The 18629-nt window shown below is 71.8% G+C and carries 15 protein-coding genes; 1 reads left to right on the top strand and 14 read right to left on the bottom strand.

Annotation, left to right across the window (positions count from 1 at the left end; translation table 11 throughout):
• Positions 1 to 132 precede the first annotated feature (132 nt).
• From FB384_RS16380 to FB384_RS16330, 11 genes are all read right to left on the bottom strand, one after another.
• Complete coding sequence (locus FB384_RS16380; protein WP_183784037.1) at positions 133 to 957, bottom strand: cell division protein FtsQ/DivIB; 825 nt, start codon at positions 955 to 957, stop codon at positions 133 to 135.
• A 20-nt stretch (positions 958 to 977) separates the two neighbouring features.
• On the bottom strand, positions 978 to 2426 hold the full coding sequence (murC, locus tag FB384_RS16375; RefSeq protein ID WP_372497756.1) for a UDP-N-acetylmuramate--L-alanine ligase: 1449 nt from the start codon (positions 2424 to 2426) through the stop codon (positions 978 to 980).
• Positions 2416 to 3552 (bottom strand): undecaprenyldiphospho-muramoylpentapeptide beta-N-acetylglucosaminyltransferase, encoded by a 1137-nt coding sequence (murG, locus tag FB384_RS16370; protein ID WP_183784035.1) that lies wholly within the window; start codon positions 3550 to 3552, stop codon positions 2416 to 2418. The genes murC and murG overlap by 11 nt, the downstream gene beginning before the upstream one ends.
• Entirely contained in the window at positions 3549 to 5096 is a 1548-nt protein-coding gene (ftsW, locus tag FB384_RS16365) for a putative lipid II flippase FtsW (protein WP_183784033.1), read from the bottom strand. Before ftsW ends, murG begins: the two co-directional genes overlap by 4 nt.
• Positions 5083 to 6480, bottom strand: a complete 1398-nt coding sequence (gene murD / locus FB384_RS16360) for a UDP-N-acetylmuramoyl-L-alanine--D-glutamate ligase (RefSeq protein ID WP_183784031.1) — start codon at positions 6478 to 6480, stop codon at positions 5083 to 5085. Before murD ends, ftsW begins: the two co-directional genes overlap by 14 nt.
• Before the next feature lie 3 nt (positions 6481 to 6483).
• Positions 6484 to 7569 carry a phospho-N-acetylmuramoyl-pentapeptide-transferase gene (gene mraY / locus FB384_RS16355; protein ID WP_183784029.1) on the bottom strand — a complete coding sequence of 362 codons (1086 nt, stop codon included), beginning with the start codon at positions 7567 to 7569 and terminating at the stop codon, positions 6484 to 6486.
• Positions 7566 to 9038 (bottom strand): UDP-N-acetylmuramoyl-tripeptide--D-alanyl-D-alanine ligase, encoded by a 1473-nt coding sequence (locus FB384_RS16350; RefSeq protein ID WP_183784027.1) that lies wholly within the window; start codon positions 9036 to 9038, stop codon positions 7566 to 7568. The genes mraY and FB384_RS16350 overlap by 4 nt, the downstream gene beginning before the upstream one ends.
• Positions 9035 to 10597, bottom strand: a complete 1563-nt coding sequence (locus FB384_RS16345; protein WP_183785658.1) for a UDP-N-acetylmuramoyl-L-alanyl-D-glutamate--2,6-diaminopimelate ligase — start codon at positions 10595 to 10597, stop codon at positions 9035 to 9037. The genes FB384_RS16350 and FB384_RS16345 overlap by 4 nt, the downstream gene beginning before the upstream one ends.
• A 402-nt stretch (positions 10598 to 10999) precedes the next feature.
• The gene (kstD, locus tag FB384_RS16340) at positions 11000 to 12763 is read right to left on the bottom strand and encodes a 3-oxosteroid 1-dehydrogenase (protein ID WP_323985254.1); all 1764 of its coding nucleotides are present in this window, start codon (positions 12761 to 12763) and stop codon (positions 11000 to 11002) included.
• Entirely contained in the window at positions 12760 to 12954 is a 195-nt protein-coding gene (locus tag FB384_RS16335; protein ID WP_183784025.1) for a ferredoxin, read from the bottom strand. The genes kstD and FB384_RS16335 overlap by 4 nt, the downstream gene beginning before the upstream one ends.
• Positions 12951 to 14555 (bottom strand): FAD-binding protein, encoded by a 1605-nt coding sequence (locus tag FB384_RS16330; protein ID WP_183784023.1) that lies wholly within the window; start codon positions 14553 to 14555, stop codon positions 12951 to 12953. The genes FB384_RS16335 and FB384_RS16330 overlap by 4 nt, the downstream gene beginning before the upstream one ends.
• A gap of 190 nt (positions 14556 to 14745) precedes the next feature.
• Between FB384_RS16330 and FB384_RS16325 the strand changes: the two genes are divergently transcribed.
• Complete coding sequence (locus tag FB384_RS16325; protein WP_183784021.1) at positions 14746 to 15432, top strand: class I SAM-dependent methyltransferase; 687 nt, start codon at positions 14746 to 14748, stop codon at positions 15430 to 15432.
• Here the strand turns inward: FB384_RS16325 and FB384_RS16320 are convergent.
• Genes FB384_RS16320 through FB384_RS16310 form a run of 3 tightly spaced genes read right to left on the bottom strand, consistent with a single transcriptional unit; the run spans position 15408 to position 18486 of the window.
• The gene (locus FB384_RS16320; RefSeq protein WP_183784019.1) at positions 15408 to 16496 is read right to left on the bottom strand and encodes a prenyltransferase/squalene oxidase repeat-containing protein; all 1089 of its coding nucleotides are present in this window, start codon (positions 16494 to 16496) and stop codon (positions 15408 to 15410) included. The genes FB384_RS16325 and FB384_RS16320 overlap by 25 nt on opposite strands.
• Entirely contained in the window at positions 16483 to 17256 is a 774-nt protein-coding gene (locus FB384_RS16315) for a class I SAM-dependent methyltransferase (RefSeq protein ID WP_183784017.1), read from the bottom strand. The genes FB384_RS16320 and FB384_RS16315 overlap by 14 nt, the downstream gene beginning before the upstream one ends.
• Positions 17257 to 18486, bottom strand: coding sequence for a glycosyltransferase family 4 protein (locus FB384_RS16310; protein WP_183784015.1), 1230 nt, complete (start codon positions 18484 to 18486; stop codon positions 17257 to 17259).
• Between the last annotated feature and the right edge of the window lie 143 nt (positions 18487 to 18629).

Below are 18629 nucleotides of genomic sequence, written 5' to 3'. Positions count from 1 at the left end.
CACGCCGCGTGTCGCCGGATGTTTGCACCACGTCGGGCGTTATTTGCACCACCGCGCGGCCGGCGTCTCGGCTGCCCTGACCGCGTTGCCGCACAACGGAAAACCGGTCGGACACCGGATGCGGCGCGGCCGTCAGGACACGGTCGGCAGTTCGGGGCTCGACACGTCGTAGACCTTGCCGGGCCGGGTCATCAGCGCGCCGAGGACCTTCGCCTTGCTCTCGCTGTCCGACGCATCGCCCCACCGCACCGACTTGCCGCTGCGGAGCGTGAACTCGACGCTGCCCGGCGAGTCCGCGCGCCACTGCGTGACCTTGTCCCGCAGCTGTTTCGGCAACGCCTTGCGCACCGCGATCACCGCACGGGTCTCGGCGTTGCCGACGCCCACTTCGGACATCTTGAACTCCGGAAGTCCTTGGGGCCGCTTGGAAATCTCCTTGTACACCACCCCGCCGGTGTCGACGAGGTACAGCGTCGAGCCGGTGTCGTACACCCCGGCGGGGGCGCGTTCGGTGACCGCGATCTCGATCGTCGACGGCCAGGACCGCGAGACATCGACGGTCGCGACACCGGGGATCTCGGCGACCCGTTCGGCGATCGCGTCGGTGTCGACGCGGAGCATCGCGCGCCGCTCGGGCACTTCGGCCACCTGACGCACCCGGTCCGCCGCGACGTCACGATTCCCGGCCACCTCGACCGACCGCACACCCAGCAATGACGTGAACAGCAGCACGTAGGCCAGGCCGAGCACCGTGAGCACGCTCAGCACCGCGATCCAACGCCGCCGCAACGCGCGCGCCCGCGACACGAAACCCGTCGCCGCCTGCGCGGCGGTGCGGCCCGGCGCTGCCCTGTCCCGCTGTCCGGAAGCGGGACGACCGCGTCGTTGGGCCGCCCTGGCAGGCCGCGTGGGGGCATCGTCGTCCCTGCGCGGCCTCCGCCGGCTCGTGCTGGTCATGTCCGGAGTCCGTTCGCCGATCAGGTCCCGCGACGGTCCAGCTCGGCGAGGATCTCCGGACCGAGTTGCGTCACGTCGCCCGCGCCCATGGTCACCAGCAGATCGCCCGGCTTGACGAGGTCGGCCGCGAGCACGGTGGCACGATCGAAGGCCGGCTCGTAGTGCACGGCGGCACCGGTGATCCGCTCGGCGATGAGTTCGCCGCTCACGCCCGGCTTCGGTTCCTCCCGCGCGCCGTAGACGTCGAGCAGGATCACCTCGTCGGCCAGGCCGAGCGCCTCGGCGAACTCGCTCGCGAACGCCTCGGTGCGGGAGTAGAGGTGCGGCTGGAACACGACCACGACCCTGCCGGTCCCCGCGGCGTGCCGCACCGCCCGCAGCTGGGCATCGACTTCGGTCGGGTGGTGGGCGTAGTCGTCGTAGACGCGCACGTCCGCGGCACGGCCCTTGAACTCGAACCGCCTGCGCACACCACCGAACACGGCGAGGCCCGCGAGCATCCCGTCGACCGGGGCGCCCAGCTCCAGGCCCGCCAGCAGCGCGGCCACGGCGTTGAACGCCATGTGCTCGCCCGGCACGGTCACCCGGACCTCGAGTTCCTCGCCGCCGAGCGCGAGGCGCACCGTGCCGCCCTCGTCCGCCGGCTCGTAGGTCACGACCCGCGCGTCGTGCTCTCCGGTCGCCGACCGGCCGTACCGCAGCACGCGCACGCCCGCCGCCTCGGCGCGGACCGCCAGCTCGGCGGCGGCCGCGTCGTCGGCACACACCACGAGCGCGCCGCCCGGCGCGATCCGGTGGAGGAACTCGGTGAACACCGCGATGTAGGCCTCGACGGTGCCGTGGTGGTCGAGGTGGTCGGGCTCGACGTTCGTCACGACCGCCACGTCCGGCGTGTAGCTCAGGAACGAACCGTCGCTCTCGTCGGCCTCCGCGACGAACACGCCGCCCTCGCCGTGATGGGCGTTCGCTCCGGACTCGTTGAGGTCGCCGCCGATCGCGAACGACGGATCGAGCCTGCAGTGCTGCAGCGCCACGGTGAGCATCGACGTCGTCGACGTCTTGCCGTGGGTGCCGGCGATGCACGCGACGCGGTGTCCCGCCATCAGCTCGGCCAGCGCCTCCGCGCGGTGCAGCACCGGGATGCCGCGGGAACGCGCGGCCGCCAGTTCGGGGTTGTCGTCGCGGATCGCCGTCGACACGATCACGGCGGTCGGTTCACTTCCGGCGAGGTCGAGATTCTCGGCGGACTGTCCGACCGCGATGTGCGCACCCTGCGCACGCAGGGTCAGAAAGGCCCGCGACTCCTTCGCGTCGGAGCCGGACACCTGCGCGCCCCTGGCCAGCAGGATCCGCGCGATGCCGCTCATGCCGGCACCGCCGATGCCGATCAGGTGCGCCCGCAGCAGCACCTCGGGCGGCCGCGACGCGACGGCGTTCATGCCGGCCTCCTCGGGTGTGTCAGTTGCCATCGCCATGTCCCCCGGCCTCCAAGACCATCCGCGCCAGTGTTTCGTCGGCCGCGCCGTGGCCCAGCCCGACGGCGGCCGCGCTCATCTTCGCGAGCCGCTCGGTGTCGGTCACCAGCGGGATCACCTGTTCGGCGATCGCCTCCGGCGTCAGCGCCTCGTCGGCGACCAGCAGACCGGCTCCCGCGTGCACCGCGGGTTCGGCGTTGAGCGCCTGCTCACCATTGCCGTGCGGCAGCGGGACGAACACCGCGGGCAGGCCGACGGCGGACACCTCGGCGACCGTCATCGCACCCGATCGGCACAGCACCAGGTCCGCCGCGGCATAGGCGAGGTCCATCCGTTCCAGGTACGGCACCGGCACGTACGCCGGAGCGCCGGGGAATTCGCGCACCGCGACGGAGTTCTTCGGGCCGTGTGCGTGCAGCACACCCACACCGGCCTCGGCGAACGTCTGCGCGGCTCCGGACACGGCCTCGTTGATGGACCGCGCGCCCTGCGAACCGCCGAAGGCCAGCACGGTCGGCGCGTCGGGGTCCAGTCCGAAGTGGGCGCGCGCCTCGGCACGCAGGGCGGAGCGGTCGAGGGAGGTGATCGAGTGCCGCAGCGGGATGCCGACGACCTCGGCGCCCGGCAGCGGGGTCCCGGGCACGGCCGCGGCGACCTTCGCGGCGAGCCGGGCGCCGATCTTGTTGGCCAGGCCCGGATGCTTGTTGGCCTCGTGCACGACGATAGGTGTCCGCCCGCGTGCGGCCAGGTAGGCGGGCAACGCGACGTACCCGCCGAAGCCGACGACGACATCGGCGCCGACCCGGTCGAGCACCTCACGCGTGCGCCTGACCGCGTCGCGGACCTTCAGCGGGAGCCGCAGCAGCTCCGCCGTCGGCTTGCGCGGCATCGGCACCGGCGGGATCAGCTCCAGCGGGTAGCCGCGGTCCGGCACCAGCGTGGTCTCCAGGCCGCGCTCGGTGCCCAGCGCGACTACCTTCGCGTCCGGCCGGAGCCGCGTGACCGCGTCGGCCAATGCGAGCGCGGGCTCGATATGGCCGGCCGTGCCGCCCCCTGCGACCACAACCGTCGGCGCGGTGCGTGCCGGTGTCTTCTCCGCACCGGTGTCGGGCTGGCTCACCTGCGTCCTCTCCGTGTCGATCGACTGGTTCCCGTGGAACGGTCCGGTTTCGGCCTGCGCGGTCCGCCGCGCGCCGATTCACCGCGGCTGCGGCGACCGTACTCCGGCGCTGCACCGCGCCGGTCGGGCGCCGACGCCGACCGCGCCCCACGGGTGGCCGGCCGGCCTGCCTTGGCTCCCGACGACCGGGTTCCGCCTTGACCGCGGCCACCGCCCCTCGAGCCGCCGCGCCGCGTGGCGGGAGGCCGGTACGGGTCCGGGGCGGGCAACCGCATCAGACGTCCGAACTTACCCGGCCCCTGAGTGCGCAACGCGGCCACGGCCTCCGGTTCGTGCCGCGCACAGTTGGCGAGGAGGCCGAACAGCAGCATCGTCATCAGCAGCGAGGTGCCACCGTAGGAAATCATCGGCAGTGTCACGCCCGTGACGGGGAGCAGTCCGACGACGTAGCCGATGTTGATAGCGGCCTGCGACACGATCGACACGGTCAGTGTCCCGGCGACGATCCGGATCCACGGGTCCAGGTTGCGCATCGCGATGCGCAGGCCCACGAAGGTCAGCAGTCCGAACAGGCCGATCACGACGATACAGCCGACGAACCCGAGCTCCTCCCCGATCAGCGCGAAGATGAAGTCGTGCTGCACGTTCGGCAGGTACATCCATTTCGACTGGCCCTGCCCGAGGCCCTTGCCGAACAGCCCGCCGTCGGCGAGCGCGTACAGCGCCTGGTTGGCCTGCATCCCCTTGCCGAGCGGGTCGGCGCCGGGGTTGAGGAACGTCATGACCCGGTCGAGCCGGTAGTCGGCGATCAGTGCGAGCACCACCGCCCCCGCGACACCGGAGGCCAGCACGATGCCGAACAACCGTTTCGGCGCTCCTGCGAACCACAGCAGGGCGATGAGCACGATGCCGAGCGGCACGGTGCCACCGAGGTCGGGTTGTGCCATCACGAGTGCGCACATCAGCAGCGCCCCGGGTACCACCGGCACCAGCAGGTGCCGCCACTGATGGAGCACCTGGTATTTGGTCACGAGGATGTGGGCGCCCCACAGCGTGAGCACGACCTTGCCGAGCTCCACCGGCTGCAGCGAGAGCGGCCCGACGACGAACCAGCCCTGGGAACCGTTCTGTTCGCTGCCCAGCGGGGTGAGCACGAGCGCCAGCAGCCCCAGCGTGACCACCATCGCCGCGGGCGAGAGCGTCCGGATCCGCGGCAACGGGATGCGCACGCCCAGCCAGAACACGACAGCGCCGACGGCCGCGAACACCAGATGCCGCTGGAACAGGGCGTACACACTGCCTGCGTTGCCCGGGTCGTAGGACGAGACCGACGACGCCGACAGCACCATCACGGTGCCGATCACCATGAGCAGCCCGCAGACGGCGAGGATCAGGTGGAAGTCCGCCAGCGGACGCGACAGCCACGCGGTCAGTGCGGTACGGACCGCCGCGAATCCGCGTTCGGTGCGTTTCCTCCGGTTCCGGTCGTCGCTCCGCCGGGCGGAGTCGGAGGAACCGGATCGGCTCTCGTCAATCGCCGTCACCGAGGCGTTCCCGTCTCAGCGCGTCGACGGCCGCCGTGAACGCCTCGCCCCTCGCGGCGTAGTCGCGGAACATGTCCAGCGACGCCGCCGCGGGGGCCAGCACCACCGTGTCGCCCGCCGTTGCGAGCGTGTGAGCCGCGTTCACCGCCGATGTCATGGGCTCATGGTCACCCGGATCGACGCGTGTGACGGGAACATCGGGCGCGTGTCGCGCAACAGCGGCGCCGATCACGTCCGCGTCGACCCCGAGCAGGACCACCCCGCGTAGCCGGGCGGCCACCCCCTGCACGAGTTCGTCGACAGACGCGCCCTTGAGCTGGCCGCCCGCGATCCAGACGACACCGTCCTGGGCGAGCAGTGAGCCCGTGGCGGCGTGCGGGTTGGTGGCCTTCGAATCGTTGACGTAACGCACCCCGTCGACCTCCCCCGCGACGACGGCGCGGTGCGCGCCGGGGGTGAAGGTGCGCAGCCCTTCGGCGACGGCGGCGGACGGGATGCCGTAGGCCCGTGCCAGCGCGGCCGCGGCGAGGGCGTTGGCGACGTTGTGCGGGCCGAGGGGACGGACGTCGGCGAGCGTGGCCAGTTCCTCGGCGCCCTGCACCGGGTCGCCGACGTAGGCGCGGTCGACGAGCAGGTCCTCGACGATGCCGAGTTCACCGGGCCGCGGGGTGTCGAGGCGGAAGCCGACCCGGCGTGCGCCCTCGGGTGCGTACTCGTCGGCGAGGCGCTGCGACCACGCCTCGGCCACGTTGTGCACGACCGTCCCCGAGCGTGCGTGGACGGTGCCCTTCGCGGCGGCGTAGGCCTCGAGGCCGCCGTGCCAGTCCAGGTGGTCCTCGGCGACGTTGAGCACGACGGACGCACGCGGCGCCAGCGTGGCCGACCAGTGCAACTGGAAACTGGACAGCTCGACGGCCAGCACGTCGTGGCCGCCCCGGACGGCGTCGAGCACGGCGAAACCGACGTTGCCGCAGGCCACGGCGTCGGCACCGGCCGCACGCAGGATCGACTCGAGCATGCCGACGGTGGTCGTCTTGCCGTTGGTGCCGGTCACGACCAGCCACGCGGGCGGCCGCTCGCGCTCCTGCCCGAGCCGCCAGGCCAGTTCGACGTCGCCGATCACCTCGACACCGGCCTCGGCCGCCGCCTGCAGCAGAGGTGCCGTCGGCCGCCAGCCCGGGCTGGTCACGACCAGTTCGGTGCCCTCGGGGGGCACGTCGAGCCCAGGCTCCAGCGTGGCGCCGAGCCCGTCGAGTTCGGCGAGCCGCTCCGCGTTGCCGTCGGTCACGGTCACGTCGGCGCCGAGTTCGGTCAGCGTCTCGGTGACCGACCGGCCGGTCACCCCGGCGCCGGCGACCAGCACCCGTGTTCCAGCCAGCTTCACCGGTCAGCCCCCGCCGAGACCGAGCTGTTCGCTGTAGAACAGGCCCAGGCCGAACATGCAGCACACGGCTGCGAGCAGCCAGAAGCGGATGATCACCGTCGTCTCGGCCCAGCCGGAGAGCTCGAAGTGGTGGTGGAACGGCGCCATCCGGAACAGCCGCTTGCGCGTCGTGCGGAAGACCGCGATCTGCAGCACGACCGACACCATCTCGACCACGAACAGACCGCCGATGACGATGGCGAGCAGCTCGGTGCGCGTCGTCATCGACAGGCCGGCGATGAGGCCACCGAGCGCGAGCGAACCGGTGTCGCCCATGAAGATCTTCGCCGGTGCGGCGTTCCACCACAGGAACCCGACACACGCGCCCGCCGCGGCCGCGGCCACCACTGCGAGGTCGAGCGGGTCGCGGACGTCGTAGCACGCGGCCTGCGGCGTCTCGACACAGCTGAGCCGAGCCTGCCAGAAGGCGATCACCACGTAGGTGACCAGCACCATCGCCCCGGCGCCGCCTGCGAGGCCGTCGAGCCCGTCGGTGAAGTTCACCGCGTTCGACCACGCCGAGATCAGCAGGTAGCAGAACAGGATGAATACCGGGAGGGGGAAGAAGATCAGTGACAGGTCCCGCACGTACGACAGGTGCTGCGAGGCGGGTGCCAGGCCGTTGTCGTTGACGAACTGCAGCGCGAGGATGCCGAACACGACCGCGACGAGCAGCTGGCCGACCAGCTTGGCCGTCTTGTTGAGACCGAGGTTGCGCTGCTTGCGGATCTTGATGAAGTCGTCGAGGAAGCCCACGAGGCCGAGCCCGACGGACAGGAACAGCACGAGCAGACCGGACGCCGTCGGCCCGGAGTTCGACGAGTCCCGCAGCACGTCGACCAGGTGCGCCACGAAGTACGCGACGACCATCGCCACGATGATCGCCACACCGCCCATCGTGGGGGTGCCGCGCTTCGAGCGGTGGCCTTCCGGCCCTTCCTCACGGATCTCCTGCCCGAAGCCCTGCTTCGAGAACAGCCTGATCAGATACGGGGTGAACAGGATGGAGATCAGCAGCCCCACCGAGGCCGCGATCAGGATGCTGATCACTGGGTGCCCTCCAGCTCGGTGCCCTCCAGCAACGCGTCGGCCACCCGCCACATCTCGGCGACCTTGGAGGCCTTCACCAGGACCACGTCGTCGGAACGCAGTTCGTCGCGCAGCAGGGCGACGGCCGCGTCGGTGTCGGGAACCAGAACCGACTCCTCTCCCCAAGAACCTTCGTGGCTGGCACCGGTGTGCATCGGGGCGGCCGCGTCTCCGACCACCACGAGTCTGCTGATGTTCAGGCGCACCGCGAGCCTGCCGATCTCGTCGTGCGCGGACACGCTATCGGTACCCAGTTCGCCCATCTCCGACAGGACCGCCCACGACCGCCTGCCCGCGCCCCGGGTCATCGACGCGAGGGTCTTGAGAGCGGCCTTCATCGACTCGGGATTGGCGTTGTACGAGTCGTTGAGCACGGTGACGCCGTCGGCGCGCGTGGTGACCTCCATGCGCCGGGAGGACCGGCGCTCGGCGCCGGACAGGCGTTCGGCCACCTCGGCGACGGGCGTACCGAGTTCGAGGGCGATCGCGGCGGCGGTGAGGGCGTTGCCGACGTGGTGCTCACCGTGCAGCGACAGCGTCACGTCGGCGGTGCCCTGCGGGGCGACCAGCCGGAACGAGGCACGCGCCTGGTCGTCGAGGCGGACGTCCTCGGCCCGCACCGTCGCCTCGGAGCTCTCGCCGACGAACACGACGCGCGCCGAGGTGCGCGAAGCCATGGCGGCGACCAGCGGGTCGTCGGCGTTGAGCACGGCCACGCCGTCGGCGGGCAGCGCCTCGACCAGCTCACCCTTCGTCCGCGCGATGCCCTCACGGGAGCCGAACTCGCCGACGTGGGCGGTGCCGACGTTGAGCACCGCACCGATCGTCGGCGGCGCGATCTGCGCCAGCTCGGCGATGTGGCCGGGGCCGCGGGCCGACAGCTCCAGGACGAGGTTGCGCGTCGAGGAGTCGGCACGCAGCGCGGTCCAGGGGTGGCCCAGCTCGTTGTTGAACGAACCCGGCGGCGCGATCGTCGGGCCCAGCGGCTCGAGCAGCTGCGCGATGAGGTCCTTGGTGGAGGTCTTACCGGACGAACCGGTGACGCCGACGACCGTCATCCCGCCCTCGGTCAGCCGCGTGACGACGTGCCTGGCGAGCCTGCCGAGCGCCGCGAGCACCGCCGCGCCGGACCCGTCGCTGTCACCGGCCAGCGCCATGGCGTTCGCGTGCGCGGCCTCGACCGGCGGGGCGATCACGGCGGGGGCGTCGACCTCGCGGCCCGCGAGCACACCCGCGGCACCGTCGGCCACGGCCTTCGCGGCGAACTCGTGCCCGTCGACCCGTTCGCCGGGCAGTGCGACGAACAACCCGCCCCCGGTGAGCCTGCGGGAGTCGAACTCCACCGACGCCGTCACGCGTTCGGTGCCCTCGGCCCGGTGCAGCCGGCCGCCGGTCACCTCGGCGATCTCGGCCATGCTCATCTCGATCACACGCTCACCTCGAACCTGTCGCGGATGGCGGCCGCGAGTTCATCCCTGTCGGAGAAGGGATGCACCACGCCCGCGATGTTCTGCCCGCTCTCGTGTCCCTTGCCCGCCACGAGCACGACGTCCCCGTGGCCTGCCGCGGCGACGGCGGCGACGATGGCCTCCCTGCGGTCGCCGATCTCGCGGATCTCGCCGGCCTCGGCCGAGTCGACGGCCCTGGCGCCCTGCAGTATCTCCGCCCTGATCGCGGCCGGATCCTCGCTACGCGGATTGTCGTCGGTGACGATCACCAGTTCGCTGCCGCGCACCGCCGCCTCGCCCATGATGGCCCGCTTGGCGGTGTCGCGATCGCCGCCGCATCCGAGCACCGTGATGATGCGTCCCTGCGTGCCCGCCCGCAGCGCACGCAGGGCCTCCGTGACGGCAGCGGGCTTGTGCGCGTAGTCGACGACGGCGGCGAACGGCTGACCCAGCGCGACGCGTTCCATCCGGCCCGGGACCTCGACGGATGCCAGGCCCGCGACGATGGCGTCGAGGGGGATGCCCACCGTGTCCAGGATCGCCGCGGCCAGGGTCGCGTTGGCGACGTTGAACTCCCCCGGCAGCGGGATGCTGGCGCGGGCGGTGCGCCCGTCCGGCCCGTGGAGGGTGAAGCCCTGTTCGCCGGTGGGCGTCGTGGCGATGTCGGTCGCCCGCCATGCGGCGTCGACGCCGCGCTCGGTGGCGACCGTGATCGTCTGCGGGGTGACGAGCCTACGACCCCACTCGGCGTCGACGACCACGACCTCGCTCGTCGACCGGCCGTCGAACAGCAGCGACTTCGCGGCGAAGTAGTCGTCCATGTCGCGGTGGAAGTCGAGGTGGTCCTGCGACAGGTTGGTGAACGCCCCCACCGTGAACCGCGTGCCGTTCACCCGGCCGAGGCTCAGCGCGTGACTGGAGACCTCCATGGGCACGTGCGTCACGCCCTGCTCGACCATGAGCGCGAACAGCGCCTGCAGGTCCGGTGCCTCCGGTGTGGTGAAGGCGCTGGCGAGACGTTCGCCCGAGACGCGGGTCTCGACCGTTCCGATGAGACCGGTCGTGTGACCCGCCGCGCGCAGGCCCGACTCGACGAGGTAGGCCGTGGTCGTTTTGCCCGATGTGCCCGTGGTTCCGAGGACGTTGAGGGTCAGCGACGGTTCGCCGTAGATCCAGGCGGCGATCTCACCGAGGACCGCACGCGGCTCGGAATGCACGAGCACGGGCAGCTCGGTCTCGGCGATCGCGGGACGTTCGGTGCCCGCCTCGTCGGTGAGGATGGCAGCGGCGCCCGCGGCGATCGCGCCGGCCGCGAAATCGGCGCCGTGCACACGCGCGCCGGGCAGCGCGGCGAACAGGTCCCCTGGCCGCACGTCCTGTCCGCGCAGCGTCGCCCCCGTCACGGTCACCTCGGGCGCGGACGGGTCGGCGAGCAGGCGCGAACCGGAGCGCGCCACGAGCGTCGTCACGGGAACCGGTTCGGTGTACGCGGGCCGCGGTGGCCCGGTACGACCCGACGGCGCCGCGGACGGACCGGACACACCGGGAGCAGCACCACCGGACGCAGAACCACCGGAGGCAGTGACGCCGCGCTCGTCCTTGTTGACAGACACGCGGGAAGGTTACCCACGCCCGCGGTGGCGCCACTCAGCGGTCGCCGGCAGGAGGAGACACCCAGCGTCGCCCGCGGTCCGGCGTCCCCGACGGCACCGTCACGGCCGTGGCGGTGCCGGCACCGTCACGGCTGTCGGTCCACACCGCTGCCCGGCACCACGGCCCGGCACCCCCGCCGTCACACCACTGCCCGACAGTGCTGCCACCCCGACAGTGCTGCCACGGCGGCACCACCTGCACCCTGCCCTGCGGCGCCCGTTCCTGCGGACCGCCGTCCTGTGACGGTTCCACCTCACTCCGACGCCATGCCGCCTACGCAGCCGTGGTGACTACGAAGCCGTGTCCGTGCGTGCGTCCTGGTGCTCGGATCCGGCCGCTGTGCCGGCGCCCGTCTCCGCCAGATCCTCGGCGGCCAGGTAGCCGAAGACCATCGCCGGGCCGATCGTCGCGCCGGGACCGGCGTAGGTGCGGCCCATCACCGCGGCGCTGCTGTTGCCCGCCGCGTAGAGCCCGTCGATCACCGATCCGTCCTCGCGCAACACTCGCGCCCGCGTGTCCGTGCGCACGCCGCCCTTCGTGCCGAGGTCCCCCGGCACCATCTTCACGGCGTAGAAGGGCGCCTGGTTCAGCGCACCGAGGCTCGGGTTGGGACGGTTCCGCGGATCGCCGTAGTAGTGGTCGTAACGGCTGCGGCCCCGGCCGAACTCGGCGTCCTCACCCGCACCGGCGTACTCGTTGAAGCGCTCCACTGTGGACTCGAGTGCCGCGGCCGGTACGCCCATCTTCTCGGCCAGTTCACCGACCGACGACGCCTGCACCACGACGCCGTGCTTGTACCAGCGCCCTGGCAGGGGCTGGCGGGGGCCGAGCCCGGTGAACATGTACCGGTTGCGGTACCGCTGGTCGAACACCAGCCACGTCGGGATGTTCTCCCCGGGACCGTCACCGCGCCCCTGGTCGCCGCCGTACATCGCGTGAACGGCGTCCACGTAGGGCGCCGACTCGTTCACGAACCGGCGGCCGTGCTCGTTCACCATGATGCTGCCGGGCCGGGACCGTTCCGCCAGCGCGAACCACGGTCCGCCCGGCAACGGGATCGACGGTCCCCACCAGGCGTCGTCCATGAGGTCCACCGCAGCGCCCACGGCCGTCGCCGCCGTGATGGCGTCGCCGGTGTTGGCCTTGGCTCCGACCGTCCATTCCGTACCGATGGGGGCGCGCTGGTACCGCTCGCGCATCGCGGCGTTGTGCTCGAACCCACCCGCGGCGAGCACCACTCCGTGGCGGGCGCGCACCACGGCTTCCTCGCCGTCCCGGTCGACGACGACGCCGGTCACCCGATCGCCTGCCGTCTCGAGGCGCAGCAGCGGCCGGTTGAGCCTGACCTCGGCACCGGCGCGGCGAACGCCGATCCGGAGCGCGGCCGCGATCGCCTGTCCCATGACCAGCTGGCGTTTGCCCAGCAGCAGGCCGCCCAGCCAGCGCATGCCCAGGCTCAGCAGGGTCAGCAGACCGCGCGGGTGGCGTGCGATCAGGCTCAGCCACCGGTAGTCGGCCTGCCCGAGCGGAACCCCGAGCGGCGGCGCGCTGTACGGCGGCTCCAGCCGATCCCGATCCTCGCCGAGCAGCCGGGCATCGACGGGCTTGGGCTCGGCGGACCGGCCGACCGCCTTCCCGCCGGGAGCCTCGGGGTAGTAGTCGGAGTATCCGCGCACCCAGCGCAGCCGTAACGGCGTGGTCCGCTCCACGAACGACAGCACGGCCGGCCCGTGCTCGAGATACGTGTCGATACGCTCCGGCTCGGCCGCATCACCCACGATCGAATGCAGGTACTCCCGGGCGGCCTGCGGCGTGTCCGAGACGCCCGCGCGCCGCAGGGCGTCGTTGCCGGGAACCCACACGCCGCCACCCGACCGGGCGGTCGACCCGCCGAAGGCGGCGGCCTTCTCGAGCACCACGGTGGACAACCCGAGATGCGCCGCGCGCAGGGCCGCGGTCAGTCCGGCCGCACCGCTGCCGACCACGACGACGTCGAACTCCTCCACATCGGTACCCTCCCGCGGCGCCGCCCCGGCCGCCTGCTCGCCCGTCACTCGGACTCGTCCAGCGACAGCGCGGCCTTCGGGCACGACTCGACGGCCTGCAGGATCCGGCCGCGGTTCTCGGCATCCGGGTCCGCCTTGAGGATCAGGTTCTCGTCCTCGTCCAGTTCGAACACGTCGGGTGCGACGGCCTCACAGATTCCGTTCGACTCACACAGGTCCCAGTCGACGACGATCCTCACGCCTGTTCCTCCTGAAATCGCTTCTCGGTCAGTGCGGCCGCCACGCGGCGCCCGGAGAACACGCAGTCCGCAATGGACAGACCGCTCACATAGGACTCCGAGCACACACCGACGGCGTTGCGGCCCGCGGCGTACAGCCCCGGCACGGGCGAGCCGTCCTCACGCGTGACGGCCCCGGTCGTTTCGTCGACGGTCAGGCCGCCGAGCGTGATCATCGGGATCGGGAATCCCGGCTGGGTACGGATGGAGCAGTCGATCGCGTAGAACGGGCCGCTCGACAGCGGGTGCACGTGTGCCGGGTCCTTGCCCATCCGGTCGTGACCGGCGGCGGCACCGGCGTTGTACTCCTCGATCGTGTGGGCCAGCCCGTCCGGGTCGATGCCCCGGCTGCGGGCCAGCGTCGGCAGGTCGGTGGCGCGGACGTGGCCGATCCGCAGGACGTACTCGGCCTGCAACCGCTGGAACCACAGTGTCTGCGACGGGGCCTGCCGGAGCGCCTCGGCACGGGTGCGGGCGTCGATGATCAGATACGCCTCCGAATCGGGCTGCCGCGCGACCCGGTCGCCGATACGCGCGCCGTAGTAGGCCTCGTTGCAGATGCGCTCGCCGCGATTGTTGACGAGCACTCCGTCGACCATCGCCAGCGGCGGGTTGAAGAACCGCCACGCGGACACGCGGTGCAGCCGGTCGGCCCGCCCGCCCACCGATTCCCCGAGCGCGATGCCACTGCCGTCGTCAGCGATCGTGCCGAGCGACGAGCCGCGGCGGTAGGCGGGCGCATGTTCGGCCACCAGCTGCCGGTTGAAGACGAACCCGCCTGCGGCGAGCACGACGCCGCGGCGGGCGCGATACCGGCGCGGCACGCCGTGCCTGCGTTCCAGGTTCGCGACCGGCCCGTCGAGCATCCGGCCGAGCGGCCGGTAGTAGATGTTGAGCTTGCGGCCCGCCCACGCCAGCACCCGGTGCAGCCCGCGCGGGACGCGCCCACCGATCTCCGAGACCTCCACGCCGACGATCCGCTCGCCGTCGGTGACGAGGCGTCTGGCCTTGGTCTGGGTCCGCACCGCGATCGGCCTGCGGGCCACGGCCCTGCGCAGCGCCCCGAACAGCGGTTTGCCGGACACGCCCGCCCCCTTCGCACGGTGCCCGCGCGGGGCGGGAACCGCGGCGTCGGAGAACGGCGGGGCGAGCTCGTTGCCCGAGTAGTACAGGTAGTGCTCGTTGGTGGGGTACGACGTCTTGCGCGGCGCCATGCTGCCCTCGAACGGCACGCCGTGTCGTTCGAGCCAGCGCAGATTGTCGGGACTCTGCTCACAGAATCGCGCGAGCGTCTCGTCGGAGACCACACCGTCGGTCTCGAGCCTGAGATAGTCGAGCATCGCCTCGGTGGTGTCCTCGAATCCCGCGGCCCGCTGATGCTGCGTGCCGCCTCCGGCGTAGACGACCCCGCCGCTGATGGCGGTCGCGCCGCCGCCCTGGAAACGGTCGAGGACGAGCACGTCGGCACCGCGGTCGCAGGCGTCGATGGCGGCGCACGCCCCTGCGCCCCCGAAGCCGACGATCACGACGTCGGCCTCGGCGTCCCATTCCCGGTGCGGCATCGAAGGCTCCTTCCGGCGAGCTGATCGCCTCCACATGATGCCGATTTCTGAAACATGTTTCAACTATTGTCTGGCTCCGAAAACGGCCGCTGACAGCGCGGGTGACGGTCACCAGCACACAGGGCGGCATCGTGTTGCATTCGAAAGACGACGGTTGAGCCCGTCGTGGCACGCGCCTACAGTTCCCCGCATGCCCGCTGCCACGGCCATGCCGCCCGAGCTGTTGACCGCCGCACTCGAGGCACCCGGCTTCATGCCCACCGCCGAGGGACTCGCCCTCTACGACGCCCTGCACGAGACGGTGGCCGCCCGGCGAGGCGACGCCACGGAGACACCCGTGGCCGTGGAGATCGGCAGTTACTGCGGCAAGTCGACCGTCTTCCTGGGCGCGGCCGCGCGGGAGACGGGCGCACGCGTCGTGACCGTCGATCACCACCGCGGTTCCGAGGAACACCAACCCGGCTGGGAGTACCACGACCCCGGCCTCGTCGATCCCGGCACCGGCCGCCTCGACACCCTGGGCGCATTCCGCCGCACCATCGCCGGCGCCGGACTGGCCGACCACGTCGTCGCCGTGGTCGGCCATTCCCCCGACGTCGCAGCACTCTGGCGGACGCCCGCCGACCTGGTGTTCATCGACGGCGGCCACACCGAGGAGGCCGCCGACGCCGACCTCGCGGGCTGGGCGCCGTGGGTGCGACCGGGCGGACTGCTGGCCATCCACGACGTGTTCCCCGATCCCCGCGACGGCGGCCGCCCGCCGTTCCACATCTTCCGCCGCGCACTCGCCTCCGGCCAGTTCGCCGAACACACGGCGACCGGCTCGATGCGGCTGCTGCGCCGGATCGACGGTCAGCCGGGCACGCCGGTCACGTAGGTGTCGCAGCCACAACCGGTGCCGACGGGTGCGAGGCCGAGCGGGAGGCCGTCGCCGCGGAAGATCGCCGAAGCCGGGGTGGTGCGCGCCAGCGCATCGGCGGCCAGGATCACGGCCGCACCGGTCCACGTGGTCCGCTCCTCCGGCCAGCGTTTGCCGTCGGTGAAGACGTAGCCGGTCCAGTACGAGCCGCCGGGATCCCGCAGATGCTGCATGGCCGCCAGCAACTCCCTGCCGAGCACGGCTTCGCCCACGGCGTCCAGGCTGAGCACGAGCTCGCACGTCTCCGCCCCGGTGACCCACGGCCGGTCGTCGACACACCGCGCACCGAGCCCGTCGACGACGAACTCGGGCCAGCGCCGGTGGATCCGGTCGAGCCCGGCGGGCCCGCGGACGGCTCCCCCGAGCACCGGGTAGTACCAGTCCATCGAATACCGACTCTTGTCCGCGAACGCCTCGGGGTGGGCCCGCAGGGCGTGTCCCAGTCTCCCGAGCGCGACCTCCCAGTCCGGCTGGGGACGCTCGACGTGGTCGGCCAGTGCGAGCGCACATCGCAGGCTCTGGTGGATGCTCGCGCACCCGGACAGCAGCGCCTCGCTCGCCCATGTCCCGTCGCCGCCGCGCGCCCAGGCAACCTCGCCGCGTTCGGTCTGCGCGTCGAGCACGAGGTCGATGGCGGCCCGCACGACCGGCCACATGCGCCGGGCGAACTCGTCGTCCCCGGTGCACGTGAGGTGGTGCCACACGCCGACAGCGACGTAGGCGCAGAAGTTCGTGTCGGTGGTCGGGTCCTCCACACCGCCGTCGACGACCTTCGCGGGCCACGATCCGTCGGACCGCTGGGTGCGGCGGCACCAGTCGTAGGCGGCCGCGGCCTCCTCGCGGAGCCCGGCTGCCGTCAACGCCATGGCGGATTCAACGTGGTCCCACGGGTCGGTGTGGCCACCGGGAAACCACGGAACGGCACCGGAGCTCTCCTGCACGGCGGCGATCGACCGGGCTGTGGCGGCCACGTCGGCGGCGGCGAGGACTCCGGGCACCTCGGGCACGTCAGTCCGGGGCACCGGCGACCCCCTGTCCACCGCCGTCCCCGCCCGCGCCGGCGACGGCACCGGCGTCCTTGACGCTGTACACCGCGAGGCTCTTGCCGACCACGGGGTCGAGCAGCCGCTCGGCGGTACGTGTCGGCCAGGGGGCGCGCATCATGTCCCACACCAGCAGCCGGTGATAGGCCTTGACCAGCGGGTTGTCGTCGTTGTCGGGCCCGACGGCGCACTTGAGCCACCAGTAGGGCGCGTGCAGCGCGTGGGCGTGCTCGCCCGCGACGGGCCGCAGCCCGGCGGCACGCAGCTTGCCGCGTAGTTCGTCGCCCCGATAGATGCGCACGTGCCCGCCCTCGACCTCGTGGTAAGCGTCGGAGAGCAGCCAGCACACGCGTTCCGGCAGCCACCGCGGCACCGTGACGACGACGGAGCCGCCGGGCCGCGCCACGCGCACCAGTTCGGCGATGGCCCGCTCGTCCTCGGGGACGTGCTCCAGGATCTCCGAGGCGATCACGCAGTCGAACGAGTCGTCGGGGAACGGCAGCCGTAGCGCGTCGCCCGCGACCGTGGTGGCCGCCGCCCCCGCCGGTACCTGCCCTTCGGCGGACATCGCCGCGAACATCGTCTCGACCTCGGCCAGCGCGGGCTTGTCCTGGTCGAACGCGACGACGTCGGCGCCGCGCCGGTAGGCCTCGAACGCGTGCCTACCCGCACCGCAACCGACGTCGATCACCGTCGTACCCGGGCCCACCCCGATGCGGTCGAAATCCACCGTCAGCATCTACCCCGCCTTTCGCCGTGTCCGGTCGATCACCTCGCGGTATACGTCCACTGTGGACGCAGCGACCGATCGCCAGCTGTACCGTTCGAGGGCTCGTGCCCTTCCCGCATCACCGAGACGGCCCCGTAACTCCCGGCCGTCGAGCACCGTGGCCAGTTCCCGCGTCAGCGCCTCGGTGTCGCCGGGCGGCACGAGCCGGCCGCAGTCGCCCACCACCTCTGGCAACGCACCCGCGCGGCTGACCACCAGCGGCGTGCCGCACGCCATCGCCTCGACCGTCGGCAGCGAGAACCCCTCGTAGAGGGACGGCACGCAGGCCACCTCGGCTGAGGCCAGCAGGCCGGCGAGCTCGTCGTCGGCCAGCCCGTGCACCGCGCGCACGACGTCGCCGATCGCGAGTTCGTCGATGAGCCTGCGGGTCGGACCGTCGTCGGCGAGCTTGCTGACCAGCACCAGCTCCACGTCACGTTCGACCCGGAGTTTCGCCACCGACTCGAGCAGATGACGGACGCCTTTCAACGGCACGTCGGCACTGGCCACGGCCACGATGCGGCCCGGAACCCGGCCCCCGGCGGGGCGGAACAGCTCCGTGTCGACCCCGAGCGGAATCGTGGTGAGCCGCTCCTGCGCCACCCGGAAGTCCTCGGCGATGTCACCGGCGGACGCCTGCGACACGGTGATCAGCCGCGGAAGGCGCCGGGCCACCCGCGCCTGCATCGTCACGAAGCCGTACCAGCGGCGTACCGCGAGCTTGCGCCGCCACGACGCCGCGGCCAGGTCGGCGACCCGGTCCCTGGTGATCGGATGGTGAACCGTCGCCAGCAAGGGAACACCGGCACGCTGCAGGCCGAGCAGGCCGTAGCCGAGGCACTGGTTGTCGTGCACGACGTCGAAGTCGGCCGCTCGGCCCCGCAGCAACCGCGCGGCGCGCAGACTGAATGTCAGCGGCTCCGGGAAGCCGGCCGTCCACATGGCGCCGGTCTCGAACAGGTCTATCGCGTCGCGGTACTCACCGAGCCGCGGGGTGCGGAACGGATCCGATTCGCGGTACAGGTCGAGACTCGGCACTTTCGTGAGCCGGACCGGGTCGTCGAGGTCCGGATACGGCTGGCCGGACAGGACCTCGACGTCGTGTCCGAGTTCGGACAGTCCGCGGCTGAGGTGCCGCACGTACACGCCCTGCCCACCGCAGTGCGGTTTGCTCCGGTAGGACAACAACGCGATACGCATCCGATCACCTCACCCGCACCCGCCGGACGACCGCCATGATCATCGAGCAAGACTAGAACATGTTTCACTTTTTGGCAACGTCAGCGCCCGGGCCACACCGGACCCGTCGTACATGATCACCACACGAACGCGCCGCGCGCATC

The organism is Prauserella sediminis (assembly GCF_014195435.1).
Classification (GTDB): Bacteria; Actinomycetota; Actinomycetes; order Mycobacteriales; family Pseudonocardiaceae; genus Prauserella; species Prauserella salsuginis.
Note: the sequence above shows the minus strand (reverse complement) of the source record. Positions and strands in the feature narration are given on the sequence as shown.